Annotated in this window: 24 protein-coding genes; 14 read left to right on the forward strand and 10 right to left on the reverse strand. The window is 66.5% G+C overall.

The window, feature by feature from the left end; genetic code table 11:
- Positions 1-58 precede the first annotated feature (58 nt).
- Positions 59-3,037 (forward strand): glycoside hydrolase family 2 TIM barrel-domain containing protein, encoded by a 2,979-nt coding sequence (locus H6A23_RS01920; protein ID WP_204830515.1) that lies wholly within the window; start codon positions 59-61, stop codon positions 3,035-3,037.
- 44 nt (positions 3,038-3,081) lie between these two features.
- On the opposite strand, the gene H6A23_RS01925 is transcribed toward H6A23_RS01920, so the two are convergent.
- The 6 genes from H6A23_RS01925 to H6A23_RS01950 all read right to left on the reverse strand — a co-directional run bounded on the left by H6A23_RS01925 (position 3,082) and on the right by H6A23_RS01950 (position 8,015).
- Positions 3,082-3,384, reverse strand: a complete 303-nt coding sequence (locus H6A23_RS01925) for a helix-turn-helix domain-containing protein (RefSeq protein WP_204830516.1) — start codon at positions 3,382-3,384, stop codon at positions 3,082-3,084.
- Positions 3,371-3,751 (reverse strand): type II toxin-antitoxin system RelE/ParE family toxin, encoded by a 381-nt coding sequence (locus H6A23_RS01930; protein ID WP_204830517.1) that lies wholly within the window; start codon positions 3,749-3,751, stop codon positions 3,371-3,373. The genes H6A23_RS01925 and H6A23_RS01930 overlap by 14 nt, the downstream gene beginning before the upstream one ends.
- 281 nt (positions 3,752-4,032) lie before the next feature.
- Positions 4,033-4,461, reverse strand: coding sequence for an FKBP-type peptidyl-prolyl cis-trans isomerase (locus H6A23_RS01935; RefSeq protein WP_204830518.1), 429 nt, complete (start codon positions 4,459-4,461; stop codon positions 4,033-4,035).
- Between the two features lie 151 nt (positions 4,462-4,612).
- Entirely contained in the window at positions 4,613-5,701 is a 1,089-nt protein-coding gene (locus tag H6A23_RS01940; protein ID WP_204830519.1) for a hypothetical protein, read from the reverse strand.
- Positions 5,698-6,048 (reverse strand): PadR family transcriptional regulator, encoded by a 351-nt coding sequence (locus H6A23_RS01945; RefSeq protein ID WP_204830520.1) that lies wholly within the window; start codon positions 6,046-6,048, stop codon positions 5,698-5,700. The genes H6A23_RS01940 and H6A23_RS01945 overlap by 4 nt, the downstream gene beginning before the upstream one ends.
- A 152-nt stretch (positions 6,049-6,200) precedes the next feature.
- Entirely contained in the window at positions 6,201-8,015 is a 1,815-nt protein-coding gene (locus tag H6A23_RS01950) for a Tat pathway signal sequence (protein WP_286165747.1), read from the reverse strand.
- A 123-nt stretch (positions 8,016-8,138) separates the two neighbouring features.
- Between H6A23_RS01950 and murI the strand changes: the two genes are divergently transcribed.
- Entirely contained in the window at positions 8,139-8,906 is a 768-nt protein-coding gene (gene murI / locus H6A23_RS01955) for a glutamate racemase (protein WP_204830521.1), read from the forward strand.
- Between the two features lie 223 nt (positions 8,907-9,129).
- Here the strand turns inward: murI and H6A23_RS01960 are convergent, their stop codons facing one another.
- Positions 9,130-10,014: a DegV family protein gene (locus H6A23_RS01960; RefSeq protein ID WP_204830522.1), complete on the reverse strand. Its 885-nt coding sequence runs from the start codon at positions 10,012-10,014 to the stop codon at positions 9,130-9,132.
- A gap of 97 nt (positions 10,015-10,111) precedes the next feature.
- Here H6A23_RS01960 and H6A23_RS01965 point away from each other — a divergent pair, with 97 nt between their 5' ends.
- The 11 genes from H6A23_RS01965 to H6A23_RS02015 all read left to right on the forward strand — a co-directional run bounded on the left by H6A23_RS01965 (position 10,112) and on the right by H6A23_RS02015 (position 22,914).
- Complete coding sequence (locus H6A23_RS01965; RefSeq protein ID WP_204830523.1) at positions 10,112-11,827, forward strand: M3 family oligoendopeptidase; 1,716 nt, start codon at positions 10,112-10,114, stop codon at positions 11,825-11,827.
- A gap of 45 nt (positions 11,828-11,872) precedes the next feature.
- Positions 11,873-12,391 (forward strand): hypothetical protein, encoded by a 519-nt coding sequence (locus H6A23_RS01970; RefSeq protein ID WP_204830524.1) that lies wholly within the window; start codon positions 11,873-11,875, stop codon positions 12,389-12,391.
- A 117-nt stretch (positions 12,392-12,508) separates the two neighbouring features.
- Positions 12,509-13,069: a GNAT family N-acetyltransferase gene (locus tag H6A23_RS01975; RefSeq protein ID WP_204830525.1), complete on the forward strand. Its 561-nt coding sequence runs from the start codon at positions 12,509-12,511 to the stop codon at positions 13,067-13,069.
- 230 nt (positions 13,070-13,299) lie between these two features.
- Complete coding sequence (locus H6A23_RS01980; RefSeq protein WP_204830526.1) at positions 13,300-15,579, forward strand: ABC transporter substrate-binding protein; 2,280 nt, start codon at positions 13,300-13,302, stop codon at positions 15,577-15,579.
- Between the two features lie 200 nt (positions 15,580-15,779).
- Positions 15,780-16,766 carry an ABC transporter permease gene (locus H6A23_RS01985; protein WP_204830527.1) on the forward strand — a complete coding sequence of 329 codons (987 nt, stop codon included), beginning with the start codon at positions 15,780-15,782 and terminating at the stop codon, positions 16,764-16,766.
- A 17-nt stretch (positions 16,767-16,783) separates the two neighbouring features.
- Complete coding sequence (locus H6A23_RS01990) at positions 16,784-18,463, forward strand: ABC transporter permease (protein WP_204830528.1); 1,680 nt, start codon at positions 16,784-16,786, stop codon at positions 18,461-18,463.
- 13 nt (positions 18,464-18,476) lie between these two features.
- Positions 18,477-19,703: an ABC transporter ATP-binding protein gene (locus tag H6A23_RS01995; protein WP_204830529.1), complete on the forward strand. Its 1,227-nt coding sequence runs from the start codon at positions 18,477-18,479 to the stop codon at positions 19,701-19,703.
- Position 19,704: 1 nt separating this feature from the next.
- Positions 19,705-20,733, forward strand: coding sequence for an ABC transporter ATP-binding protein (locus tag H6A23_RS02000; protein WP_204830530.1), 1,029 nt, complete (start codon positions 19,705-19,707; stop codon positions 20,731-20,733).
- An 8-nt stretch (positions 20,734-20,741) separates the two neighbouring features.
- Positions 20,742-21,017 carry a hypothetical protein gene (locus tag H6A23_RS02005; protein WP_204830531.1) on the forward strand — a complete coding sequence of 92 codons (276 nt, stop codon included), beginning with the start codon at positions 20,742-20,744 and terminating at the stop codon, positions 21,015-21,017.
- Positions 21,018-21,165: 148 nt separating this feature from the next.
- The gene (locus tag H6A23_RS02010) at positions 21,166-22,221 is read left to right on the forward strand and encodes a hypothetical protein (protein WP_204830532.1); all 1,056 of its coding nucleotides are present in this window, start codon (positions 21,166-21,168) and stop codon (positions 22,219-22,221) included.
- Positions 22,222-22,233: 12 nt separating this feature from the next.
- Entirely contained in the window at positions 22,234-22,914 is a 681-nt protein-coding gene (locus H6A23_RS02015) for a PspA/IM30 family protein (RefSeq protein ID WP_204830533.1), read from the forward strand.
- Between the two features lie 94 nt (positions 22,915-23,008).
- Here H6A23_RS02015 and H6A23_RS02020 read toward each other — a convergent pair whose 3' ends face one another.
- Positions 23,009-23,443 (reverse strand): DUF1893 domain-containing protein, encoded by a 435-nt coding sequence (locus H6A23_RS02020; protein ID WP_204830534.1) that lies wholly within the window; start codon positions 23,441-23,443, stop codon positions 23,009-23,011.
- A gap of 249 nt (positions 23,444-23,692) precedes the next feature.
- On the opposite strand from H6A23_RS02020, the gene H6A23_RS02025 reads away from it, so the two are divergent.
- Complete coding sequence (locus tag H6A23_RS02025; protein ID WP_204830535.1) at positions 23,693-24,466, forward strand: transposase; 774 nt, start codon at positions 23,693-23,695, stop codon at positions 24,464-24,466.
- Between the two features lie 91 nt (positions 24,467-24,557).
- Here the strand turns inward: H6A23_RS02025 and H6A23_RS02030 are convergent, their stop codons facing one another.
- Together H6A23_RS02030 and H6A23_RS02035 are read right to left on the reverse strand one after the other, a co-directional pair.
- Positions 24,558-25,562, reverse strand: a complete 1,005-nt coding sequence (locus H6A23_RS02030; protein ID WP_204830536.1) for a GGGtGRT protein — start codon at positions 25,560-25,562, stop codon at positions 24,558-24,560.
- Positions 25,563-25,580: 18 nt separating this feature from the next.
- A complete protein-coding gene (locus H6A23_RS02035) occupies positions 25,581-26,315 on the reverse strand; it encodes an iron-sulfur cluster assembly scaffold protein (RefSeq protein ID WP_087322365.1) in 735 nt (244 codons plus the stop codon).
- Between the last annotated feature and the right edge of the window lie 117 nt (positions 26,316-26,432).

Raw genomic sequence — 26,432 nt, forward strand, 5'->3', positions numbered from 1 at the left:
CCTGCGGCCTCCGGTCGCCCAGATGTGGTGGCGTCTTTACCGGAGGGGTGGGAGCGCGATGAGATACGAGCTCGACAAGATCGACTATGCCGACGCTCGAGTCCTGGAGGTCAACCGCCTGCCAGGGCGCAGCTACTTCGTTCCGTATCCTGACCGCGCCTCGGCCGATGCCGTCGATGCGGTGCGCCGCCGCTACGGCTCCCCGCTCGTGCGGTGCCTGAGCGGGGAGTGGGACTTCCGCTTCTACCCGCGCCCCGCCGAGCTGCCGGACGTGCTGGACACGGACGCCGTGGCGTGGGACCGCGTCGCCGTGCCCGGCTGCTGGCAGTTCCAGGGCTATGACCGTCCGTTCTACGTGAACCTCCGCTACCAGTTCCCCTTCGACCCGCCGCGCATCCCCACGACGGACCCGGTGGGGCCGGTCTTCTCGCTCATGGGCGAGGGGAGCGTCGGCCCGCGTGTGTACCATCCCGCTGGCGAGTACAACTTCGTCGGCGTGTACCGGACCGTCTTCGAGCTCGCGCCGCGTGAGATGGCGGCGGGGCACGTCATCTCCTTCCTCGGCGTGGCGAGCTGCGTGGACCTCTACTGCAACGGCGAGCGCGTGGGCTACGCGGAGGGATCGCACAACACCGCGGAGTTCAACCTCACCCCGTTCCAGCGCGCCGGCGAGAACGAGCTTGTCGTGGTGGTGCGGCGCTGGTGCACGGGGAGCTACCTCGAGTGCCAGGACATGTTCCGCAACAACGGCATCTTCCGCGACGTGCTGCTGCGCGAGCTGACCCTCTCGAGCGTCTGGGACGTCTCCGTCACCACGAGGCGAGAAGAACGGGCGGGTCGCGTGCGCTATCGCCTGTGCGCCGGCGTGACCCTTCTCGACGACGGGGAGGCGCGCGTCACGCTGCGGGGCCATGGGGTCGAGCGGACGGCCGTCGCCGCCGCGGACGACCGGCGGCTCGAGATCTCCTTCGACGGGCTCGACGTGCGCGAGTGGACCGCCGAGACGCCCGTTCTCTACGACCTCTACGTGGAGACGGCGACCGAGTGCGTCCGCTGCCGCGTGGGCTTTCGCGAGGTGCGCGTGGACGGCAGGCGGCTGCTCGTGAACGGGCGGCCGGTCAAGCTCCACGGCGTCAACCATCACGACACCACGCCCACGGCGGGCTACGCGATGACCCCCGCGGAGATCGAGCGCGACGTGCGGCTCTGCAGGGCGCACAACATCGACACCATCCGGACCTCGCACTACCCGCCCGACCCCCTGCTCCTGGAGCTCTGCGACGAGCTGGGCGTCTACGTGATCGACGAGGCGGACCTCGAGACCCACGGCGCGCTCGCGGGGAGGGTCCCGCCGAGCTATGGCTGGCTCACGCGCGACGCCCGCTGGCAGGAGCGCTATCTCGACCGCGCCGAGCGCCTCCTCGAGCGGGACAAGCTGCATCCCTGCGTGGTCATGTGGAGCCTGGGCAACGAGTCGGGCGGCGGCTGCAACGCCGACGCGATGTACGAGCTCGTGCGCTCTCGCTCGGCCCTGCCGGTGCACTACGAGGGCGCCATTCACTCGCGCCGGCGCGCGTACGACGTGGGAAGCGAAATGTATCCCACGGTCGAGCGCGTGGCCTCGGTGGGGGAGGGCCGCTCGAGCGTGCGGCAGCTCAACGACCGCCCCTACGTGCTCTGCGAGTACGCGCATGCCATGGGCGTGGGGCCCGGCGGCATCGAGGACTACTGGGGGCAGATCTATGCCTACGAGGCGCTTGCGGGCGGCTGCGTGTGGGAGATGGTCGACCATGCGGCGCTGCATCCGGACGGGAGCTACACCTACGGCGGCGACCACGGCGAGTGGGAGCACGACGGCAACTTCTGCTGCGACGGCATCTTCTATCCCGACCGCACGCCCTCCACGGGGGCGCGCGTGGTGCGCCACGCCTACCGGCCCCTACGCGTGCGCCATGTGGGCGGCGACTTCTTCATGGTGTTCAACGCCACGTCCTTCACGCCGGGCGAGGCGTTCCTCCTGCGCTTTGCGTGGAGCGACGGGGGCGTGGCGGAGCTCGTGTGCGACGTCGACCCGCTGCGCCAGCAGTCCTTCCTGGTGCGGCCCGCCTCACGCGTGCCGACGGACGAGGGCGAGGGCCTGCGCCGCAACCGGATGAGGTGGGTCACGGTGACGACCGTCCGGCGCGCGACAGGCGAGGAGGTGGCCCGCGAGCAGGTGATTCTCTCCGAGCTGGCCCCGCTGGACGCCGCCTGCCTCGAGCGGGGCGCGGCGCTTCCCGAGCGGTGCGAGATCACCGGCGGAGGGCTCACCCTGCCGGGCCTCGTGCGCCCGGCCGCCGAGCCCGTCCTCCTCACGCGCGCCCCCACGGACAACGACCGCGACCTTCTGGGCAACTGCCCGCTCGAGGAGTTCTCCGACGTCCGGCGTGAGGTCGTGAGCGTCATGCGCGGCAGGAGGAGCGCCGCCGTCGTGGCGCGTCTCGCGCTTCGCCACCACCGGTTCCTCTGCACGACCACCTATGAGGCGGTGGCGGCGGGCGTGCTCGTGACCTCGCGGCTCCACTGCGAGCGCGGGCATGGCGACCTGCCGCGCTTTGGGATGTGCTATCGGCTTGACCCCTCCTGGGACGAGGTCGACTACCTCGGGCGCAACGGCGAGTCCTACCGGGACATGTGCGAGCAGGCGCAGGTCGAGCGCGTGCGCTGTCATGTGGGGGACATGACCGAGCCCAACATCCGTCCCCAGGAGAGCGGCAACCGCATGGACTGCCAGTACGTCCGGCTCTCGGACGGCGATCGGCACGTGCAGTTCACTGCCGTCGGCAGACCCTTTGAGCTGGGGGTCAAGCCCTACTCCGACGCCGAGCTGCGCGCCATGCGCCATTGCGGCGACGAGGTCCGCACGGGCACCTATGTGACCATCCAGGCCTTTCAGATGGGCGTCGGCACGGGGAGCTGCGGCCCCGCCACGCGTCCGGAGTATCGCTTTGACTGCCGCGAGGACTACGAGCTCAGCTACCTGGTCTCCTGGGAGTAGGCGTGACGGGGGGACGGAGGAGCTGTCGCCGCTCCGTCCCTCTGTCACGCGAGCCGGATGGTCTTGTCGCCAATCTGGATAAGGGCCTCGAAGGTGCCGCCGAGCGCCTCGGCATAGCGCATGAGCGTGCTCACCTTGAGCGAGCCGATGTCACCGCTCTCGACCTCCGAGACGCGCGCCTGGCTGATGCCCATGCGCTCGGCGACGTCCGTCTGCGTAAGATGCTCCGCCTTGCGCGCCTCCTGCAGCTCGTAGGCGCGGCACTCGGCTATGAGCCTGAGCGCCTCCCGGTGAATCTCCTCCCGGTCAAAGCCCCTACGGGCAATAAAGTCGTCAAGCGCGTCCACCGTTATCCTTCCATTCGAGATAGCGTCTATAGCGTCGCTCTGCCTCTGGTATTGCCTTCTTGTACCACTTGCCCCACTTCGGCCCTCGCTTGAGGAAGCCAGCCTTATCTCCTGCCAAAAGCGTCACGGCGTTTCTGTCTTCATCAAAGACGAAGAGAATCCTTATCTCGCTCCTTCCGGTTGATCTTGGCCTCAGCTCCTTTAGGTTGTGAATCGAAGATCCGTGGATGGCATCCACGAGAGGACGTCCGAGCGCGGGGCCGTCTGCAGCAAGTGCTTCCGGGGCTTCCGCAACGCGTAGCGCAATGGGTTCATCAAGCGAATCGAGCCAGCTTCGAATTAATTCCGTCTGCACCTTCCACCTCATACTATAACCTTTCCCCTATATTGCACAAGAGCCAATGGCTCCCTAGAAACGGGAGAATCAGATTGGGTTGTTCGTGTGAGATGGCCGCTACCTGGGCGTTCGGATTCGGCGGCCCGTCCAATGCGCGCGCCGCTGTGGCCGCAACCTGCCGTCGCGCGCCTCCCCGCATTCCTTCGCGGGCTAGGGCACAACCATATTACAAACAAATGTTCTAGTCAACAGGAAAAGAAGGGCCCGTGACGCCTGCGACGTCACGGGCCAGTGCTGCACGGGTGCCTGATTTAGCCTTCAACCTCGATGAGCTCGATGTTGAAGTTGAGCGCCTTGCCGGCCATCTCGTGGTTCATGTCAAAGGTGATGTTGCCGTTCTCCACGGTCGTCACCACGGCGGGGAAGGGCTGGCCGGTCGGCGCGGTGAGCATGACGCGGTCGCCGGCGGAGAGGGTCTCCGCGCCGGGCATGGCGGACACGGGGACGGTCTGGATGAGGCGCTCGTCGCGCTCGCCATAGGCCTCGGCAGGCTCGAGGCGCACGTCGACGACCTGACCGACCTCCATCTCGCGCACGGCCTCGTCGAAACCCTTGATCATCTGGCCGGCCATGCAGGTGAAGGCGAGCGGCTCGCCGCGGTCGCGCGAGGAGTCGAACTTCGTGCCGTCGTCGAGCGTGCCGACGTAGTGGACCTTGACCTTCTTGCCCTCGTTGCTCATGGTTCTCCCGTTCTGTCTGGGCCAGTTCCGACCCCTGATTGTGACAGAACGGGAGAGGTCGTGCTTGGGGCGGTGTGCGTATCCGCCCCTCATCGCGCTTATCTGGGGCAAAGAGGGGGGTATGCGCGATCGCCCTCGGTGCGGCTGTGCCCTAGTCGCGGTCGGCGCGGTCCCAGATGCGGTCCCAGACGCGCTCGGTCAGGAGCTGGTCGCGCAGCGCCGGCCAGGCATCTGCCGTGAGCTGCCCGGAGTCAAGCGTGACGCCGAGCACCTCCTCCATCATCGCGCGCTCAATGACGTGGAGATCCTGATCGTAGTCCCGGCCGTCGTCCTCCGTCTCCACGATCACGAGCGAGTCCAGTCCGTCAACGGCGCACATGAGGGCCGCTGCGTCAAAGACGAGCGCGCGGTCCACGTGGTCGTCGTCGCGGGCGAGGAGGTCGCGGTCCTCATACTGGTAGGAGAGCGTCACGGTGCCTGAGCTCTCCGCGCCGGAAACGCCGAGGAGATAGTCGCTCACGGGCAGCGTCCGGGCGAGCTCCTCGATGCGAGGGGCGTCCGTCACGGCTGTCCCGGCATAGGCGGCGAGGCCCTCGGGGCTCACGGCCTCGACCTCGGCAGTGAGGCCGGTCCCGCTTCCCTCTGGGGCGCCGTAACGACCGCCCGCCCCGTCCTGCGGCGCGCTCTGCTGTGCGGATCCATCAGTCTGTGCGGTCTGCCCCTCGCCCTGCGGCGCCGCTTCCGGCCCTGCCTGGGTGGAGGGCTCGCCGGCAATGACCGTGACGTCATCCGTTGACGTCTGCATCGTCTCCGCCCCGAAGAGGGCGTTGAACCCGAGGGCGCCCAGAATCGCCACGGCCACAAAGCCGCCCGCCACGGCGGCGACGATCTTGCCCGTCGACCAGCGCCTCTTCTGCGGGGCGTCCGCCTCCGCCGTGGGCGCGGGCGGGATGTCCTCCCTGGCGCCCGTCTCCTCCGCGGCGGCGACCGCAGGCGCCACGACCGTGGGCTCGGCCGCGGCATCGCCGTCCTTCTTGCCCATGACGTCCTCGACGCTCGTCACGGCCTCGCAGGTGCGACGATACGCCTCTGCCTCGCCCATGCCCTGCGCGAGGTAGTCCTCGTAGCGCGCCACGAGGTTGCCGTATATCTCCTCCTTGAGCTCGATGATCTCCGCGTCGAGCGTGCGTCCCTCGAAGAGGTGCTCGACGTACATCCTGATGTCGCTGATGCCGCTCATCTGGCGCCTCCGTCCTGGCTGAGTAGTCGGTCGATGATGGTCCGGGCGCGGACCCACCGCGCCGTGGCCTCGGCGAGCTCCCCGCGCCCGCCCTCGGTGATGTGGTAGTACTTGCGACGCGCCCCCTGGGACTCGCTGCCCCAGTAGCTCTCCACGAGCCCCTGACCCTCGAGGCGCTTGAGGCTCGTGTACAGCGAAGGCTCCTTCATCTCGTAGGCGCCCTCGCTCGCGTGCGCCACGCCCTTCAGGATCTCGTATCCGTAGGAGTCGCCGCCGGTGAGGGCGTTGAGCACGATGGCGTCGATGTTGCCCCTGATGAGGTCGCTCTCCGCGTCCCTGCCTGCCATGGGTCACCTCCTCGTCCGTCTCTGAGCTTAGTCTAGCGTACTACTTCGATAGACATAGTACACTGATATACGATATACCGTGAACGGCGAGGATACAGAGGCGAGCGGCGGCGAGAAAAACGGCGCCCCGACCAAAGCCGGGGCGCCGCGTCCTAGCCCTCCTGCCCCTCCTGGGGCGGTGTCTCCGCCACATCCCCGGCGGACGGCCCGCCAGGGGACGCGGGGGCGTCCGCCTCGCTCTTCTCGTCCAACGACGTGGCCGTCATCACGCGGTCGGACTCGGTGCAGGTGAACGAGATCGCGTCCCCCGGCTGGTACGTGACGATCTCCAGCATGCCGGGCAGCGCGAAGTCGTAGATGGCGTCGTCGCCCGCGAGCGTGACGTAGAAGTGGGAGTTGCCGTCCACAACGGCCTGGGCGATCGTCTCCACCACGCCCTCGACCCGCCGCTCGCTGGAGGCCGCCGCGGCCTCGTCCTCGCCGAGGACGCCCGCGCCCGCCATCATGTCGAGGTAGGCCTCCTGGCACTCGGCCACCGTGGAGCCCGTGGCCACGCTCTGGTACTGCTCCACGTTGATCATCGCGTACATCTTCACGAGGCCGGCGTCGTCCTTGAGGCTCATGAAGTACGTGGGCTGGCCCGCCACGTTGAGCAGGAGCGGGAATGTGGACTGGTAGCCGAGGTTCTGGACCTGGCCCTCGGCCGAGGCCATCGCGGAGTCCTCCGTCGCGCCGGCCACGGGGTAGTAGTGGGACTCGCCCGTGCGCTGGTTCACGAGGATGAAGCCCACGTTGGAGCTGTCGGCCGTGACCGAGCTCACGCCGGAGTAGAGGTAGATGTCCTCGCCCTGGGCGAGGTAGTTGTAGCCGAGCTCGCCGTTGGTGCCCGGGGTGGTGCGCACCACGCCCTGCTGGCCGAGCCACGAGTTGAGCCAGCCACCGGAGTAGGCGCCGCTCCAGTTGTACTGCTCGATGACGAGGTCGGCGGGGTAGGCGCGGTCGACCCACGTGGGGCAGTCCTCGATCGCGTAGTCCTGGGTCTCGCCGGTGCAGGCGTTCACGAGTACCACGCGCGCGATGGTGGTGCCGTCAAAAAGGCCGATCGTGCGACGCTGGACGGGGTAGACCCACCAGGGGTTGCCGTCCTCGTCGAGCTCGAAGGACTTCTGGTCGAAGAGGTAGGTGGGGTAGCGCAGCTGCACGTGGCGGTCCACGTTGCGCAGGAGCGGCTCGGAGTCCGAGTACATTATCGGCTGCTCGAGGCGCACGACCTGGGTCTCCTGCGAGGCCATGTCAACGAGCACGTAGGCCGGGATGCCCGTGTCGCGGTTTGAGAGCCACTTGAAGAGGTCGGCGTAGGCGAGCGGGCTCACGCGCACAGGGCGGCCCCGGTAGTTGATCTGGCTGTAGGTGTCCGCGATCTCGAACTGGCTCACGTACTCGGGGATGGAGCCCATCGCGCGGTTGCCGAGGAGAATGGCCGACTCCCGGTCAATGACGGGGACCTCGGAGTAGTCCACCTCCTCGATGTCCTCGGCGAAGGTCCCCTCCGTGGTCTGGAGGACGGAGGCGTAGCGCTCGGCGTTGCCCGGGATGAAGGGCTGGCCAAAGAGGACGCCCAGCGCGAAGGCGGCGACGACGCTCGCCGGGATCACCATGAGGCGGCGCAGGAGCGTGCGGCGGCGCGAGGAGCGCAGCGAGGCCACCCAGAGGCTTGCCGCAACGATCGCCGCGACGGCGATGATCCAGGTCCACACCTGCACGCTGCCGAGGTTGATGGCCGGGTGGAACCACCAGTAGCAGGCCGCGAGCACAATGACGAGCACGACGGCAAGCACGATGAGCGCCCGGCGGCTCCACTGCGCGAGCGACTCGAACGGGTCTTTGCCCGGCGCGCCGCCGCCCGACTGCCGGCTGCGGAGCGCCTCGGCGAAGATCTGGTCGAAGGGGCTCTGTCCCTGGGGCATCCCTGCTCCTCTCCTGACAAAGGTGACCGGGTCGTTTGTCAGGCTAAGTATGCCCGAGGGGCGCGCCCCTGTCACATTGGGTATCCTATAGTGGTCAGAGGCGACGTAGGAGAGGGGGTGCGCATGGGCGGCTTCGTGGGGGTCCTCGACTCCGGCGTGGGCGGCATCAGCGTGCTCCGCTCGCTCGTGGAGGAGCTGCCGCAGGAGGACTTTCGCTTCTTTGGCGACTCCGCCAACGCGCCCTATGGCGAGAAGGCCGAGGACGAGGTCTTCGTGCTCACCCGCTCCATCGTGGAGCGCTTTCTCGCGGACGGCGCGAAGGCCGTCGTCATCGCCTGCAACACGGCCACGTCCGTTGCCGCCGCGCGCCTGAGGGCCGCGCATCCCGCGGTCCCGATCGTGGGGATAGAGCCCGCGCTCAAGCCGGCCGCCAAGGCCCTCCCGCATGGCCGCATCCTCGTGATGGCCACGGAGGTGACGCTGCGGCTGGAGAAGTACCACGAGCTCGCGCGCGCCTGGGGAGGGGAGTGCGAGGTCATCTCGGTGCCGTGCCCGGGGCTTGCCGCCCGCATCGAGCAGGGCGACCTCGACGCGCCGGACCTCACCGCGATGATTCGCGGCTTTGTGGGCGCCTATGCCGGGACGGTCGACGCCGTGGTGCTCGGCTGCACGCACTACCCCTTCGTGCGTCGGCAGATTGCCGAGGTCGTGGGGCAGGGCGTCCGCTTCTTTGACGGCGGCGCCGGGACGGCGCGCCAGCTGCGCAAGCGTCTCGCCGAGGAGGGGCTCCTCTCCTCCCGGGACCGCGTCGGCCACGTCGACTTTGCCTCGAGCCTGGACACTCCTGAGGAGATTGCCCTCTATGGGAGGTTTTTCTCGCTCCCGCTGTAGGCGTGATTCCGTTTCTAGGTGTTTTTTCGCGCGATGCTGAAGCACTACTTTATTGGTAGCATTTAATGAACTGCTGTTTTGCGGTTTGAGGAGGGCGGGATACTCCGCAGTCTTCGGAAAAACACCTAGAAGTGGAACGGTGGCTAGCAGCGGTCTGCGCGACACGCCTGTACGACAAAAAAGGGCGGCCGCAGCCGCCCGTAAGATATCGAATGCCCGGAGCCTACTCCCTCCGCTGGCCCCAGAAGAACGTGGCCACGGTGCCCGGGCCGGTGTGCACGCCGATGGTGGCGCCGATGGGGAAGATCTCCACCTTGCCGTCGAGCTTGGGGAACGTCTCCTCGATGCGGCGCGCGACCTCCTGGGCGTCGTCAAGGCACTCGGACTGGCTGATGAAGCACTTGCCGGAGTAGTCGCGCCCGCCCTCGGCGAGCTCGGCCATCTTCTCCACCACGCGGCCGATCGCCTTGGCCTTGGTGCGGATCTTCTCCTTGACGGCGAGCGAGCCGTCGGGTTCCACGTCCATCACGGGGCAGATCTTGAGCATGCCGCCTACGAGCCCCGCGGCCTTGGAGATGCGGCCGCCGCGCACGAAGAACGTGAGGTCGGACGAGAAGAACCAGTGCTGGACCTCGTGCTTGTGCTCCTCGGCCCAGGCGGCGAGTTCGTCGATGCCCATCCCCGTATCGCGAAGCCCCGCGAGGCGCTCCATGAGCAGGCCATAGCCGGCGGACGCGGCGAGCGAGTCGATGACGTAGACCTTGCGGTCGGGGTACTTCTCGGCCAGCTGGTCGCGCGCCGCGCACGCGGAGTTGTAGGTGCCGGAGATGCCGGAGGAGAGCGTCACGTGCAGTACGTCCGTCCCTGCGGCGAGGTACTTCTCGAAGTGGGCCATGTAGTCGCCGGCGCTGATCTGCGAGGTCTTGGCCTCGGCGCCGGCGAGCATCTTGGCATAGAGCTCGGCCGGGGAGTTGGTGGCCCCGAAGTCGTCCTTGCACATCTCGCCGTTGAGGTAGTAGTTGAAGTAGAGGTACGCGATGTCGTGCTCCTCGAGCCACTCTCGGGTGACGTCGGCAGTGGAGCAGCAGCTGAGAACGTAGCTGGGCATGGAAGACTCCTCTGACGGGTACAATACCAACTCGAATCATAGCCGAACTCGCCCCCGCGCACCCTGCGCCGGAGGCTTTCCCGGAGGGAGAACCCGCATGAGCGATGCCGTGAAGTTCGAGGATATGCCCTACGAGCGCCCGGACCTGGAGGCCGTGAAGGCCGAGTACGCGCGCCTCGCCAAGGCGCTGGCCGACGCCGAGACCTTCGAGGCCGCCGAGACCGCGTTTCTCGAGAAGGACCAGCTCGACCGCCACACGCAGACGGCCTACGAGCTTGTCTACATCCGTCACACCATCGACACGCGCGACGCGTTCTACGATGCCGAGTCCACCTTCTGGGACGAGGCCATGCCCGAGCTCGAGCAGGCAGAGGACGCCTTCAAGGCCGCGCTTCTCTCCACGCCCTTCCGCGCGCGCCTTGCCGAGAAGTACGGCGAGCTCCTCTTTGCCCAGGCAGAGCAGCAGCGCCGCACCATCAAGCCGGAGATTGTGGAGGACATGAAGCGCGAGAACGCCCTCACGCAGGAGTACGTGAAGCTCATCGCCTCCGCGCAGATCCCCTTTGAGGGCGGCACCTACACGCTCTCCCAGCTCACCCCGTTCAAGAAGTCGGCCGACGACGCCCAGCGCCTGGCGGCCTGGAAGGCGGAGGGAGCCTGGTACAAGGAGCACCAGGCGGACCTCGACCGCATCTACGACGAGCTCACCCACGTGCGCGACGCCATGGGCAAGAAGCTCGGCTATAAGAACTACCTGCCGCTTGGCTACGACCGCATGGAACGCCTCTCCTACGGCCGTAAGGACGTGGAGCGCTTCCGCGAGGCCGTGCGCACCTACGTGGTGCCGCTGGCCGACAAGATCTACCGCGCGCAGGCCGAGCGCCTAGGCGTGGCCTACCCGCTCTCCTTTGCCGACGAGGCGCTCTCCTTCCGCTCCGGCAACCCCGCGCCGCGCGGGGGCGCCGACGACGTGCTCGAGGCCGGTCGCACCTTCTACCACGCGCTCAGCCCCGAGACCGGCGCCTTCTTCGACATGATGCTCGACCGCGGCCTCATGGACGTGCTCTCCACCGAGGGCAAGGCCGGCGGCGGCTACATGACGCAGATTCCTGACTACGACGTGCCCTTCATCTTTGCCAACTTCAACGGCACGCAGGGCGACGTCGAGGTGGTCACGCACGAGGCCGGCCACGCGTTCTCCTACTACATGAACACCGACAAGACGCCCATCGGCCTCTCCATGCCCTCGACGGAGGCCTGCGAGGTCCACTCCATGTCCATGGAGTTCATGGCCTGGCCCTGGGTCGAGGAGTTCTTCGGCGACGACGCGCGCAAGTACCGCTATGCGCACCTGGCCGGCGCCATCACCTTCATTCCGTACGGCACGTTGGTCGACCACTTCCAGCACGAGGTCTACGAGCGTCCCGAGATGACGCCCGCCGAGCGCCATGCCACCTGGAAGCGCCTGCTCGGCGTCTACATGCCGTGGATGCGCCTCGACGGCGAGATCCCCTTCTACGCTGACGGCGAGGGCTGGCAGCGCCAGCACCACATCTACGAGAACCCGCTCTACTACATCGACTACTGCCTCGCGCAGACGGTCTCGCTCGAGTTCTGGGCCATGTCACAGGACGACTTCAAGGCCGCCTGGGAGCACTACATGGCATACACGCGCCAGGGAGGCACGCGCGCCTTCACGGATCTGCTCGCGCACGCCGGCATGCGCTCGCCCTTCGACGAGGGCTGCCTCAAGGGCATCTGCGAGCGCGCCACCGCCTGGCTCGAGTCCTACGACCTTACCGGCATTGCCTAACCTGACAAAGGTGACCGGGTCGTTTGTCATGAAAGCGAGAAGAGCGTGAGAAAGAAGGCCCGCGAGCGGCTCAAGGACTTCGGGCCGGACGACAACGGGAAGATGGCCTACCTCGGCGACCACGTCCGCCTGGTCGCGGGGCAGGACCGGCGCCGACTCGCCGCCGCGCTGTGGGCGGCGTGCGGCGTGGGCGCGATGTCCGTGCTGGGGGCCTCGCTCGCCAACCCGGCGGGGCTCTCCGGCTGCCCCTACGTGGTGCTTCCGTATGTCGCGCAGTTCGTGGCGATGGTGTCGGTGCTCTGGGGCATGGGCAGGTTCTCCGTTGCCGGCGAGCGCGTGCGCGCCTACGTGCGGGACGAGACCGTGGGCGCGCTGCCGCGGCGCGCGGTCGTCGCGGCGGCGCTCGGGCTCGTGGCCGTGGTGGGGGAGGTCGCCCTTCTCGCTACGGGCGGGTCGGCGCCGGCCGCGGCGGACTTCGCGTTTCTTGCCTGCGAGGCGGTCTCGGTCGTGGCGCTCGTGACGCTGCGCCGCCTCTGCCTCGCCACCGAGTGGGAGTCCTGCTAATTGGGGACAGTCCCCAATTTACAGTCCCCAGTTGGTGACGGCGGCGAGGGCATGGGGAGTGCACGGGGCCGGGCGAGAACGGCCCGAGAGGACAGACGAGAGAGGGGGTGCAGGGTCATGAAGAAGGCGGACGTCTGCTGGAAGCGCGAGGACGGGCACGTGCTCAGGCTCGCTCGCGCCGAGGACGCGGATGCGTACTGGGCGGGGCTCTCGACGCTCGACGCGGAGGCCGCGTATCTCACGGGCAGCGGGGACCAGTATGAGAGGGACGAGGCCACGGGCTTCTTCCTGCGCTGCGTGGGAGATCCGGACCGCCGCGACCTGCTGATCTTCTCGCCCGACGGCGCCGTGCTGGGGGAGAGCGTCGTGAACGAGATCGACTGGCGGGCGAGAAGCGCCAACTTCAGGATCTGCATCTTCGGCGCGGCGGGCCGCGACCGGGGGCTCGGCTCCTGGGCCGTGGCCCTCACGCGCGACCATGCCTTTGCCGACCTGGGCCTGCACCGCCTTGAGCTGGACGTCTTCTCCGTCAACCCGCGCGCGGAGCACGTCTACGCCAAGGCCGGCTTCCGGCGCGAGGGCGTCCGGCGCGATGCCATACTCCTGCCTGACGGCGCCCGCTGCGACGACGTCCTCATGGCAATTCTCGAGGAAGAGTGGCGCGCCCGGGCCCGGTGATGGGGCGCCGCCGCCGATTGCCGGGCCATTGCAGGTTCGCGTCTGACGAAACCAGTTTGTAACCAGTGCGTGAAAGCGTTACCGCCGCGGTCTCTTTTAAGATTTCCAAAAAGTAACATTCACCCGGAGTATGAGATACTAGGTATCCTGTACCGAGGCTCTACGCCGGACGCGCTCGGGGAAGTGCGCCGGTTGAAGACGATCCCCACATGGGAGGAAGGTAGGGAAAGATGCTCGTAACCAGAAGAAGGATGCTCGGGCTCTCCGCAGCCACGATGGGCGCGCTCGCCCTTGCCGCCTGCAACGGCAACGGCGGCGAGGCCAGCAACGGCGGCGAGGCCGCGTCCGACCACGCCGGCACCCTCGTTGCGTCCACCAGCGGTCTTGAGGGCAAGTTCTGCCCGCTGTTCACCGCCTCTGCGGCCGACCAGGACGTCGTGAGCTTCAACAACATCGCGCTCCTCGCCACCGACCGCATGGCCGAGCCGATCTACAACGGCATCGAGGGCGAGACCAAGGAGTACAACGGCACCGAGTACACCTACACCGGCCCGGCCAACATCGAGATGGTCGAGAACGCCGACGGCACCGTCAACTACAACATCCAGCTCCGTGACGACCTCAAGTTCCACGACGGCTCCAACATGACGGTGGACGACATCATCTTCACTTTCTACTCCTACTTCGACCCCACCTACGACGGGTCGGCCACCCTCTACTCCAACGACATCCAGGGCCTGGCCGAGTACCGCTCCGGCATGGCCACGCTTGCCTCGCTCATCGGCAACGCCGGTCGCGAGAACACCGACTTCACCTACTTCACCCAGGAGCAGCAGGATGCCTTCTGGGCGGCCGTCGACGACGGCGGCACTAAGTTCGCCCAGGAGATCGTCGACTACGTCAACGATCCTGCCAACGGCGTCGTCGAGGAGGGCTCCGACCCGCTGAGCGTGGCCGACGCTGCCGCCAACTGGGGCTACTCCGACCTTCCGGCCGACGCCACCGCCACCACCTTCTTCGAGGCCATCGCCGCCAACTACGACTGGAACTTCTCGCTGATGGAGGCCGAGACCGCCGGCACCGCCCTCTCCGAGCTCATCCCCGAGGATGTCTACAACATGGGCACCCAGGGCGTCGAGACCGGCGAGGCCGCGCCGAACGTTGCGGGCATCGTCAAGGTCGACGACTACAACATGTCCGTCGTCACCAACGGCGTCGACGCCACGATGATCTACCAGCTCTCCATCGCCCCGTGCTCGATGAAGTACTACGGCGACGAGTCGCTCTACGACTACGAGAACAACTCCTTCGGCTTCAACAAGGGCGACCTCTCCAAGGCCCGTGGCCTCAACGGCCAGCCCATGGGCTCCGGCGCCTTCAAGTTCGACGACTACACCTCCGGCACCGTCCACATGTCCGCCAACGAGGAGTACTACAAGGGCGCGCCCAAGACCCAGCACCTCAACCTCGTTGAGTCGCAGGAGGCCGACATGGTGACCGGCGTCCAGGCCGGCACGCTCGACATCTCCCAGCCTTCCTACTCCATGGAGGTCGAGGGCCAGATCAAGGAGATCAACGGCAATGACTCCGTGAACGGCGACGTCATCACCACCTTCCTGCACGACTACCGCGGCTATGGCTACCTGGCCATCTCCGCCAACAAAGTGAACGTCGCGGGCGACCCGGCCTCCGATGCCTCCAAGGCCCTGCGCAAGGCCATCTGCACCCTGATCTCTCCGTTCCGCGCGTCCGGCATCGCCTCCTACTACGGCGACACCGCGTCGGTCCTCAACTACCCGATCTCCACGTCCTCCTGGGCGTCCCCCAACGAGACCGACCCGGGCTACGCGGAGTGCTACTCCACCGACGCCTCCGGCAACCCGCTCTATACCCAGGGCATGAGCGATGACGAGCGCATCGAGGCCGCCAAGGCCGGCGCGCTCACCTGGTTCGAGGCAGCTGGCTACACCGTCGCCGACGGCATGCTCACCGCTGCCCCCGAGGGCGCCAAGCTCGAGTACCAGTGCAACATCGGCGGTGGCGGCCAGGGCGACCACCCCACCTTCATGATTCTGCAGGAGGCCAAGAACGCCTTCTCCGAGATTGGCATGAACTTCATCGTGAACGACATCGCCAACGCCTCCGACCTCTTTGCCTCCTACCAGTCTGGCGAGGCCGAGATGTGGTGCGCCGCCTGGCAGTCCACGGCCGATCCCGACATGTACCAGCTCTATCACAGCCAGGGCTCCACGAACTACTACTGCATCAACGACGCTGACCTCGACGAGCTCATCGAGGCCGGCCGCCAGACGCTCGAGACCGAGAGCCGCAAGGCCATCTACAAGGAGGCCATGGACATCATCCTCGACTGGGGCGTCGAGCTGCCCGTCTACCAGCGCAGCGAGTGCACCCTCGTTTCCTCTGAGCGCGTGAACATCGACTCCGTCGTCCAGGACCAGACCCCGTACTGGACCTGGAAGGACGAGATCGAGAAGCTCGAGCTCAAGTAGGTCCCTTTCCCGAGTTGAACGCGTTGGGCGCGACGGCAGAGTGCCGTCGCGCCCCGCGCCATCGCTAGGGGCTGGTCCCCTGTTGGATTGAGAGACCTCCTTCCCGTGCTGGAAGACAGAGAGGCTGCGCCTTCCAGCGCAGAAACGGGGTCTCTTCTGCCCGCGAATGGGCGGGCACAAGTGAGAGGAGCGTTTGCGACGTGAGAACCTATATCGTCAAGCGCATCGGAATCTCGGTCATCATCCTGCTGTGCGTGACCTTCATCATCTATGGCCTGATGCGCGCGCTGCCGTCCTCCTACGTGGAGACCATGGCGATGCAGCTCTCTCAGGCGCCGGGCGCCAAGTCCTTCGAGGAGTGGATGGCCCAGCTCAACGCCCAGTATGGCCTCGACCAGCCGGTGCCCATCGGATATGTCACCTGGCTCGGCGACTTCATGACCGGCAATTTCGGTGACTCCTGGAAGTTCAACGTGCCGGTCCTGACCGAGTTCCAGAACACCATCGGCATCTCGTTTGCCATGGGCGGCATCGCCTTCGTGCTCTCCACGGCGATCGCCGTGCCGCTCGGCATCCTCGCCGCCACCCACCAGTACTCCAAGGCCGACTACATCATCTCCGCCGTCGCGCTTGCGGGCATCTCGCTGCCCACCTTCTTCTTCGCGACGCTGCTCAAGCTGATCTTCTCGGTCGGTCTGGGCTGGTTTGACCTCTACGGCCTCATGGGGCGTGACTTCGCCCAGCTCGACGCCGTCGGCCAGGCGCTTGACATGGTGAACCACATGATCATGCCCGTGGTTACGCTCACGGTGATCCAGATCGGCTCGCTCATGCGCTACACGCGCACCAACATGCTCGAGGTGCTCAACGCCGACTACATCCGCACGGCGCGCACCAAGGGCCTGCCCGAGCACAAGGTCATCTACAAGCACGCCTTCCGCAACACGCTCATCCCGCTCGTGACCGTCATCGGCGGTTCGCTCCCGGGCCTGTTCTCCGGCGCGCTCATCACCGAGACGCTCTTCATGATCCCGGGCACGGGCTACACGTCCTACCAGGCCATGACCGGAGGCGACATCCCCTACACGATGTTCTTCCTCACGTTCATCGCCATCATCACGCTGCTCTCCAACCTCCTGACCGACATCCTCTACGCGGTGGTCGACCCCCGCGTTCGCATCTCCTAGGAAGGCGGGTGTAACTCATGAGCGATTCCAAGAACGGCATGCCCGCCGAGAAGAACGACCAGGCGAAAGACGATGCGCAGGAGTACTCCCTCAACGACGACCGTCGCGTGAAGGTGCTCTCCCCGGGCGCCCTTATCGCCAAGCGCTTCTTCCGCAACCGCCTCGCCGTCGTCGGCCTTGTCATCCTCGTCGTGATGTTCGTGTTCTCGTTCATCGGCGGCCTGGTGAGCCCCTACGGCCAGGACCAGACCTTCTCCACGATGACGAAGCTCAACACGCAGTACGCCGGCATCACTGAGACCACCTCGCTGCGCTACACCGCCGCGCCCGACGCGGACTTCGGCGCCCTCGTGCAGTCCAGCGCCAACTCGGCCATCAACTCCGGCGCGACGTCCTTCGAGCGCAGCGGCGTGACCTACACGATCGAGCAGCCCGCATCCGACCTCTATGTGTTCAAGCAGGGCGGCGAGGTCGTGGCCTACGCCTCCACCGAGGTCGTGAGCGTCCCGTCCGGCGCGTCGACGCCCTCCTTTGACTTCCAGATCGCCGCCATCACGGCCGTCTCCAACGCAAACGCCGCCGGCAGCGCCGCCCCCGCCCCCGAGGTGGGCGAGGAGGGCGTCGTCGTGGTCGAGAGCGGCGAGGAGAACGCCGCGGAGGATGCTGCCGAGGCCCAGGCCGCCGGTAACACCTTCGAGGCGGACGGCCAGACCTACTCGTTCGACGAGTCCGGCAACGTCATGGACGCCTCCGGCGCCACCGTCGCCATGGTGAGCCCGTTTGTCATGTCTGCCTCCGACGGCAACACCGTCATTCCCGACGACCTGCGCGAGGCGCTGCTCACCGCCGTCTCCGCCGACGTGAGCGACGTCACGTACACCGACGCCGACGGCGCCGAGCACACCTACACGATCTCCTATGACGCCTACTCCAAGGTCTACAACGTCACCGAGACCACGGAGAACCTGGTCTACGACCGCTATGCCAGCCCCTCCGCGGAGCACTGGCTCGGCACCGACGGCAACGGCATGGACATGCTCACGCGCCTCATGTACGGCGGCCGCGTGTCGCTCATCATCGGCTTCATCGTCGTCTTTATCGCCGCGGGCCTGGGCGTCATCATGGGCGGCATATCCGGCTACTTCGGCGGCTGGGTGGACAACCTCATCATGCGCATCGTCGACGTCTTCTACTGCCTGCCCTCGATGCCGATCATCATCATCCTGGGATCGGCGATGGACGCCATGCGCCTCGACCCGTGGATCCGCATGATCTACCTCATGCTCATCCTCGGCTTCCTGTCCTGGCCCTCCATCGCCCGCCTCGTGCGCGGCCAGATTCTGTCCCTGCGCGAGCAGGAGTTCATGCTCGCCACCGAGGCCACGGGCATCTCGATTCCGCACCGCATCATCCGGCACCTCATCCCCAACGTCATGCCGCAGCTGATCGTCTCCTGCACCATGAGCCTCGGCTCCACGATCATCACCGAGGCCACGCTCTCGTTCCTCGGCCTGGGCGTGAAGTTCCCGTTTGCCTCGTGGGGCAACATCATCTCCGACGTCAACAACGCCTTCGTCATGACCAACTACTGGTTCATCTGGATTCCCGCCGGCATCTGCCTGCTGCTCGCGGTCCTTGGCTTCAACTTCGTGGGCGACGGCCTGCGCGACGCCTTCGACCCCAAGATGAATCGCTAGGGAGGGGCAGCCAATGTTTGGATCCGAGAAGAAGAAGGAGGCGGGCTACCTCTCCGCAAGGGAGTCCCGCCGCATCTCCAAGGAAAACCGCAAGATCACGCAGGAGTACGAGAAGAAGCGCAAGCGCAAGAACGTGGACCCGTCCGAGTACGCCTGCGAGATGCGCAACCCCGGCAACGCGGTCGAGTTCGACGACGTGCACACGTACTTCTTCACCGACACCGGCGTGGTGAAGTCCGTCGACGGCGTCTCCTATGACGTGCCCGTGGGCAAGACCGTGGGCGTGGTGGGCGAGTCCGGCTGCGGCAAGTCCGTCACGTGCCTCTCGCTCATCCAGCTTCTGCAGCGCCCGCAGGGCCAGGTCACGGGCGGCTCCATCCGCCTCAACCTCGGCGACCACGCCATCGACGTGACCAAGGCCCCCGAGGAGGCCATGCAGAAAATCCGCGGCTCCGAGGTCTCCATGATCTACCAGGAGCCCATGACCTCGCTCAACCCGGTCTTCAAGGTGGGCGAGCAGATCGAGGAGGTCATCGCCCTTCACGACGGCAAGGACTGGTCCAAGGAGCAGATCAAGGCCCGTGCGATCGAGATGATCGAGACCGTGGGCATCGCCAACTCCGAGGGCGTCTACGGGATGTACCCGCACGAGCTCTCCGGCGGCATGCGCCAGCGCATCATGATCGCCATCGCGCTCGCCTGCAACCCGCGCATCATCATCGCCGACGAGCCCACCACGGCCCTCGACGTCACCATCCAGGCGCAGATCCTCGACCTGCTCCGCTCGCTCAAGGAGAAGATCAACTCCTCGATCATCCTCGTGACGCACGACCTGGGCGTCGTCGCCGAGATGGCTGACTACGTCGTGGTCATGTACGCCGGCCGCATCGTGGAGCGCGGCACCGCGGAGGAGATCTTCGACCACCCGGCGCACCCCTACACCATCGGCCTCATGGCCTCCAAGCCCGTCGTGGGCAAGAAGGTGGAGCGCCTCTACTCCATCCCGGGCAAGGTCCCCAACCCGGTCAACATGCCGGACTACTGCTACTTCAAGGACCGCTGCGAGCTCTGCGTCAAGGCGTGCTCCGGCGAGTACCCGCACATGGTGCGCCTCTCGCCCACGCACGAGGTGAGCTGCTACCGCTACTACGACAACGCGACGGCCGAGGCGGCCAACGAGACCGCCGCCGTTCTCGACAATCTCATCACCGGCACCGACACCAAGGGGGAGGAGAAGTAGCATGGCTTCCGCGAACACGGCCGTGGACGTCACGTCCACCGACGCCTCCGCCAAGAGCGACGACATCATCCTCGAGGTCAACGACCTCAAGAAGTACTTCCCCATCAAGGGGGGCATGTTCAACCGCGTGCAGGGCTACGTGAAGGCCGTCGACGGCGTCTCCTTCAAGCTGCGCCGCGGCCACACGATGGGCCTTGTGGGCGAGTCCGGCTGCGGCAAGTCCACCACCGGCCGCACCATCCTGCGCCTCGCGGGCGAGAAGACCGGCGGCGACGTGCTCTTCAACGGTCGCGAGGTCTACAGCCTCAACGCCAAGGAGCTCCACGACGCCCGCACCAAGATGCAGATCATCTTCCAGGACCCGTACTCGAGCCTCTCGCCGCGCCTCCCGATCTCCGAGATCGTGGGCGAGGCGGTCCGCGAGCACAACCTCGTGCCCAAGGACGAGCTCGACGACTACATCGACAAGGTGATGGAGGAGTGCGGCCTGCAGCCGTACCACAAGATGCGCTACCCGCACGAGTTCTCCGGCGGCCAGCGCCAGCGCATCTGCATCGCTCGCGCCCTCGCCCTGAACCCCGAGTTCATCGTCTGCGACGAGCCCGTCTCGGCACTCGACGTCTCCATCCAGGCGCAGATCATCAACCTCCTGCACGACCTGCAGGAGGAGCGCGGGCTCACCTACCTCTTCATCAGTCACGACCTCTCCGTCGTCGAGCACATCTCGGACGCCGTGGGCGTCATGTACCTCGGCGGCATGGTCGAGTACGGCTATACGGCCGACATCTTCAAGAACCCGCTGCACCCCTACACCAAGGCGCTCTTCTCGGCCATTCCCATCCCGGACCCCAAGGCCAAGCAGAACCGCATCGTGCTCGAGGGCTCCATCCCCTCGCCGGCGAACCCCCCCAAGGGCTGCAAGTTCCACACGCGCTGCCCGTTTGCCAAGGACTGCTGCCGCGAGGTGGCGCCCGAGCAGAAGGAGCTGGAGCCGGGCCACTTTGTCTCCTGCCACCTCTACGACGAGTAGGGGGCGTCGTGGCAGCAAGGCGCCGCGAGAAGGACGACTTCGAGGACGACGGCCGCGTCATCGCCGACATGTCGGCGGTGGAGCGGCCGTCGCTCTTAGGGCACGTTCCCGAGCGCAGGCGAGACGTCGAGCCCCGGGCGCCCCGTCGCCCCAGGGTCGAGCTCACCACGAAGGAGCGTCTCTGGATGGCGCTCGGCGCCCTCAAGGCGGGCCTCACCATCGGCTGCGTCTACGTGGTGGTGCTCGGCCTCGTCATCGTTGTCCTTCTCGCCCTCTGGTCCTAAGGTGACCTGACAAAGGTGACAGGGCAAACTGTCATGACCCTTTCATGACAGTTTGCCCTGTCACCTTTGTCAGGTCGCCCTTGCCAGAAAGCCTTCGGGGTCGCGTTGGGGCATACTCTAGGCGGCGGGGTCGAGCGAGGAGGTGCGCATGGGAAGGTCTGGAGGTGGCGGTGGCTTCTCCGGCGGTGGTCGCTCGGGTGGCTTCTCGGGCGGGGGCCGAAGCTCGGGTGGCTTCTCGGGCGGCGGCTTTGGCGGTCGCAGCGCGCGGCCCGCGGGCGGCCCGCGGCCAGGAGGCGGGCCCATGCCGCGCCCGCACGTGCACGTGGGCATGCCGTTCTTCGGCGGGTTTGGCGGCTTTCGCCGGCCCGTCGTCGTGACGGGGGGCGGCGCTCCCGCGGGAGGCGGCTGCGGTGGCTGCCTCGGGGGCATCCTGGGGCTCGTCCTCGCCGCGCTGCTCATCGCAGCGCTCATGAGCGGGCTTTCCACCTGCGGGGGAGGCTATCACGGCTCGTACTTCTCCCCCTCGGCGCAGGGGCAGGCATCCGCCACGGTCCGCGAGAAGCTGTCCCCGGACGCGGTCACTCGCACGGACTTCTACACTGACGCGGATGGCGACTGGATTCACAGCGCCGGGCGCCTCACGAAGGGCCTCGAGGAGTTCTATGACCGGACCGGCGTCCAGCCCTACGTCTACATCCTCCCCAACGGCACCACCACCTCCATAGATGAGCTGACGGAGCGCGCGGAGCAGCTCTACGGCGAGCTCTTCCAGGATGAGGGGCACTTCCTCCTCGTCTTCTGCGACGCGGGCGACGGCACCTTCAACTGCGGGTACACGGTCGGCACGGCCGCCTCCGCGATAATGGACTCCGAGGCGCTCGACGTTCTGGCGGACGAGCTCAACTACGCCTACAACAACGCCGGCACCGACGAGGAGGTCTTCTCCGACGCCTTCTCGCGGACGGCGGAGCGCATCATGGCCGCCGCTGAGGAGGAGCAGGAGGGCGAGACCACGATGCTCATCGTGGGCGGCGTCCTCGTGGTCGTGGCGGCGGGGGCGGGAGTCGCCTACGTCCTCAGGCGTCGCCGCGCCAGGGAGGCCGAGGAGAAACAGAGGATGGAGGACATCCTCAACACCCCGCTCGAGAAGTTTGGGGATAAGGACGTCGAGGACCTCGCGGACAAGTACGAGGACAAGGACTAGAAGGGAAACGCCATGGGCATTCTGGACCGCTTCACCACCATCGTGAAGGCCAACCTCAACGAGCTGCTGGACAAGGCCGAGGACCCCGCAAAGATGGTCGACCAGTACCTCGTCGACCTCACGGAGTCGCTCGCCGACGTCAAGCGCGAGACCGCCGGCGTCATGGCCGAGGAGGCCCGCACCAGGCGCGCGGTCGACGCCAACGCCGAGGAGGTCGCCCGCATGGAGGGCCTTGCCAAGAAGGCGCTCAAGGCCGGCAACGAGGACGACGCCCGCGTGTTTCTCGCCAAGAAGCAGAAGCTCGAGACCACCGGCGCCGAGCTTGCGAAGGCGGCCGACGCGGCCAAGGCCAATGCGGACAAGATGCGCCAGATGCACGACAAGCTCGTGAGCGACATCGAGGACCTCAAGGCGCGCCGCGAGACCATCAAGGCCAAGATGGCCGTCGCCAAGACCCAGGAGAAGGTCGCCGGCTACACCTCCGGGTCCGACAGGGCCGAGAGCGCCATCGAGGCCTTCAACCGCATGGAGGAGAAGGCCGACCGCATGCTCGACACCGCGGACGCCATGGCCGAGCTCAGCTCCGAGCCCGCAGACGACGCGGAGAGCCTTGCGGAGAAGTACGCCGGCGCTGTCGACGATGCCGCCGTGGACGACGAGCTCGCCCGCCTCAAGGCCGAGATGGGCCTCTAACCTGACAAAGGTGTCAGGGTCGTTTGTCATAAAACGCGGGGCGAGAAGACCGTTCTTCTCGCCCCGCGCATGCGTTTTTAGAGGGTGCTGGCCGCTACGCCGTGAGCGCCATCTGGCGCGCCCGCTCCTCGAGCACGCTGACGGCCTCGTAGGGCTCCCAGACGTTGGTGACGGACTCGTCCATGGGGCACTGGCCGCTCTTGGCACGGTTGCTGATGTGGGGCACGAGGACGTCATGGCTGATGAAGATGCCCGCGGCGAGAAGGACGGCGCGGCCGGTCCAGGACATGACGGGGGAGAAGACGGCCTCCGGGCCGAGCACGGCGTAGAGCAGCGCCGGGGCCTTGCCCACGACCTTGTCGGCGACGGAGAAGCCCCTGAGGCTGCGGCCATCGGCGATCATCTTGAGGAGCGGCTTCACGCCGCGCTCGCGGCAGACGATGATGTCATCCCTGCGAACGGCCACGAGCGTGGCGTCCTTGTTGGCGATGAGCAACGCGCGAGCGAGGTCGAGATCGGTTGCGTCCATGTCTTCAATCCTCCCAAGTCCGTGGGTGAATTCAGATCAAGCGGGTACTGTACCACAACGGCCGGCCCCCGCAACGCCGTTCACCGAAATCGATACCACCTGACAAAGGTGTCAGGGGAATTTGTCAGGAAACTGACGGTGAGCTGACAGAAAGCTGCATAGAGTTTTAATAATAAACACTGCGAATTTAATTCACATGGTGCATCTCATGTGATGATGGCTCCATCTCAAAGGGGAGGGAGAGCCGCCATGAGGCCGCCGCGGATGGGATCGGAGTCGGGGTACTACCACGTTGTTGCGCGAGGCAACGGCAAGCAGATCATCTTTGAGGGCGATGACGATCGCTCTGTGTTTGTCCGCATGCTCGGCGAAAGCACGGCGGCGGTTGGCATGGGCGTCATTGCCTGGTGCCTCATGGAAAACCATGTCCATCTGATCCTCGAAGACGCGGAGGGCGGGCTGAGCGACGGCATGAGGTCGCTGCTGGCCCGCTATGCGCGCTACTTCAACGAGCGGACCGGGCATGTCGGCCATGTCTTTCAGGAGCGCTTCTACAGCGAGCCGATAGAGAGCGAGGGCTACCTGCTCGCCGCCGTGCGCTACGTGCACCTGAACCCCGAGCGGGCGGGCGTGTGCGCCGCGGGGGAGTACCGATGGAGCAGCTATCGGGAATATCTGGGCACGCCCGGCCTGGCGAGGACGGAGCTGGTGCTTGAGATGGTCCAGGGCCCCAGGGGGTTCATCGAGCTGTGCGCGGATGGCGGCGGCTCGGTCTATGTGCCAGGGCATGTCCGCGGGCTTGACGAGGGCGCGGGGCTCCGCGTTGCGACGGAGGTGCTTGCCGCGGCCGGCCTGGGGGCGCCGGGAGACGTTAAGGGGCTTTCGCGGGCGCGGAGAAACGCGGCAATCAGGCTGCTGAGCGAGAGGGGCTTCTCAATACGAAGGATTGAGCGCCTGACGGGCGTGGGTCGCGGAACCATAGCCTATGTCCTCTCGAGCGGGCGAGAAGAACCTGACAAATGACCCTGTCACCTTTGTCAGGAAACGGGCCGCTGTCCCGGGGGACAGCGGCCCGAAAAAGTGACAAACTACCCTGTCACCTTTGTCAGGTCGGCTACTCGTTGAGCGCGGCGTTGACGGCGACGGCGCAGGCGACGGTCGCACCGACCATGGGGTTGTTGCCCATGCCGATGAGGCCCATCATGTCCACGTGGGCGGGCACCGAGGAGGAGCCGGCGAACTGGGCGCTGGAGTGCATGCGGCCCATGGTGTCGGTCATGCCGTAGGAGGCGGGGCCGGCGGCCATGTTGTCCGGGTGCAGGGTGCGGCCGGTGCCGCCGCCGGAGGCGACGGAGAAGTACTTCTTGCCGGCGAGCACGCGCTCCTTGAAGTAGGTGCCAGCGACGGGGTGCTGGAAGCGCGTCGGGTTGGTGGAGTTGCCGGTGATGGAGATGTCGACGTTCTCGTGCCACATGATGGCCACGCCCTCGCGGACGTCGTCGGCGCCGTAGCAGTTGACCTCGGCGCGCGGGCCGTCGGAGTAGGCGATCTTCTCGACGATGTTGAGCTCGCCGGTGAAGTAGTCGAACTGGGTCTTCACATAGGTGAAGCCGTTGATGCGGGCGATGATTTGGGCGGCATCCTTGCCGAGGCCGTTCAGGATGACGCGCAGCGGCTTCTTGCGGGCCTTGTTGGCGTTGAGCGCGATGCCGATGGCGCCCTCGGCGGCCGCGAAGGACTCGTGGCCGGCCAGGAACGCGAAGCACTCGGTGTCGTCACCGAGAAGCATGGCGCCCAGGTCGCCGTGGCCCTTGCCGACCTTGCGGTCCTCGGCCACGGAGCCGGGGACGCAGAAGGCCTGGAGGCCCTCGCCAATCATGGCGGCGGCCTCAGAGGCGCTCTTGGCGCCCTTCTTGATGGCGATGGCGCAGCCGCAGACGTAGGCCCACTTGGCGTTCTCGAACGCGATGGACTGGACGCCCTCGACGATCTCGCGCGGGTTCACGCCCTTGTCGAGGCAGATCTGCTCGGCTTCCTCGAGGGAGGAGATGCCGTTCTCAGCGAGCACCTTGTTGATCTTGTCGATGCGGCGCTCATAGCCCTCAAACGAAACTGCCATTTGGTTTTCCCTCCCTTTCTACTCGTGAACGGGGAAGACGTTGGCGACCGTGTGGGTCTCCTCGTCCGTCCTGGGGTCGATGTACTTGGCGGCGTTCTCCCACTGGCCGTAGTGGCCCATGGCGCCGGCGATGGCGTCCTCGGGGGTCTTGCCGGCCTTGAGGGCCTCGGTGAACTTGCCGAGGTTCAGGAACTCGAAGGCGATGATCTCGTTCTTGTCGTTGAGCGCCATGCGGGTGACGTAGCCCTGGGCGAGCTCGAGGTAGCGGGCGCCCTTGGCCTTGGTGCCGAACATGGTGCCGACCTGCGTGCGCAGGCCCTTGCCGAGGTCGTCGAGGGAGGCGCCCACGGGCAGGCCGTCCTCGGAGAAGGCGGTCTGGGAGCGGCCGTAGACGATCTGGAGGAAGAGCTCGCGCATGGCGACGTTGATGGCGTCGCAGACGAGGTCGGTGTTCAGGGCCTCGAGGATGGTCTTGCCGGGGAGGATCTCGGAGGCCATGGCGGCGGAGTGGGTCATGCCGGAGCAGCCGAGGGTCTCGACGAGGCACTCCTCGATGACGCCCTCCTTGACGTTAAGGGTGAGCTTGCAGGCACCCTGCTGGGGCGCGCACCAGCCCACGCCGTGCGTGAGGCCGGAGATGTCCTTGATCTCCTTGGCCTGGACCCACTTGCCCTCCTCGGGAATGGGCGCGGGGCCGTGATATGCGCCCTTGGCAACGGGGCACATATTCTCGACTTCTGCGGAATACTGCATGTAGTGCTCCTCTCCATGAATCTCCTGCCGGTGCCATGCCCCGGCGCGAACGAACCGGTCCCCTCAGACCGGCCAGAGCCATGCGGCGGCCCAATGGGCAGCCCGTACCTAAGTTTA

The organism is Olsenella uli (assembly GCF_016900775.1).
GTDB classification, from domain to species: domain Bacteria; phylum Actinomycetota; class Coriobacteriia; order Coriobacteriales; family Atopobiaceae; genus Thermophilibacter; species Thermophilibacter uli_A.